This window comes from Rhizobium sp. P1_E6 (assembly GCF_056405875.1).
In genome coordinates this window covers 1-843 of record NZ_JBFUBG010000319.1, presented here as the reverse complement: position 1 = coordinate 843, position 843 = coordinate 1, and the positions used below count along the sequence as shown (strand labels likewise).

Sequence of the window (843 nt, the reverse complement as noted above, 5' to 3'; positions counted from 1 at the left end):
ATTCAGGCCAAGACACGGCTTTCACTCACGGCGCCCGCAGATGAGGCGGGCGCCGCCCGCTTCATCACGTCAATGACGCCGGGCACCCAGGATTTGCGGATAACACAATGAGTAATTTGCTGGAAATGACGGGTATCACGAAGCGTTTCGGCTCGGTACTCGCTCTTGACAATATCGACTTCGACCTTCGGGCGGGCGAGACGCACGCGCTTCTTGGCATCAACGGTGCCGGAAAATCGACCCTCGTGAAAATCATCTCCGGCGTCTACACGTCTGACGACGGAAAAATCCTGATGAACGGCGTCGAGGTTGCCATACGCGAACCCACCGACGCGATGGAATCAGGTATCGCAACCGTACAGCAGCATCCCGAATTGATCGGAAGCCTTTCGGGTGTCGAGAACATCTTTCTTGGTCAGGAAGGCGCCGGCAAAGGTCTGCTGCGTCGCGTTGACCGGGACCTCATCAGAAAGAAAACCCAGGCGCTCCTGGCGCGATTTCCGATTGAGATCGATCTGTCGATCAAAGTCGAAAACATGTCGAGTGTGGGGCGAGAGATCGTTGCGATCCTTCATGCCCTTCGCCAGGACAATATCAAGGTTCTCATCCTCGACGAGCCGACTTCCACGTTGACGCTGCCGGAAGCGCGCAAGTTGTTCGAGGTGATGGAAACCCTCAAGCGCTCTGGTATCGGGATCATCTACATCACGCATCGGCTGGAGGAAGTGATTGCGATCGCCGATCGCTTCACTGTGTTCCGCGATGGTCGCAAGATCGTCACCAGCGCCAAGGACGGATCGATCACCGAGGAAACGCTGTCAAAGCTGATGCTCCAGAAGGAGC

1 protein-coding gene is annotated in these 843 nt (G+C 56.5%); it reads left to right on the top strand.

Annotated elements, in window-relative coordinates:
- Window positions 1–107: 107 nt before the first annotated feature.
- Window positions 108–843, top strand: a 736-nt coding sequence (locus AC1D35_RS36495; protein ID WP_477942922.1) for an ATP-binding cassette domain-containing protein, incomplete at its 3' end; no start/stop codon positions are given.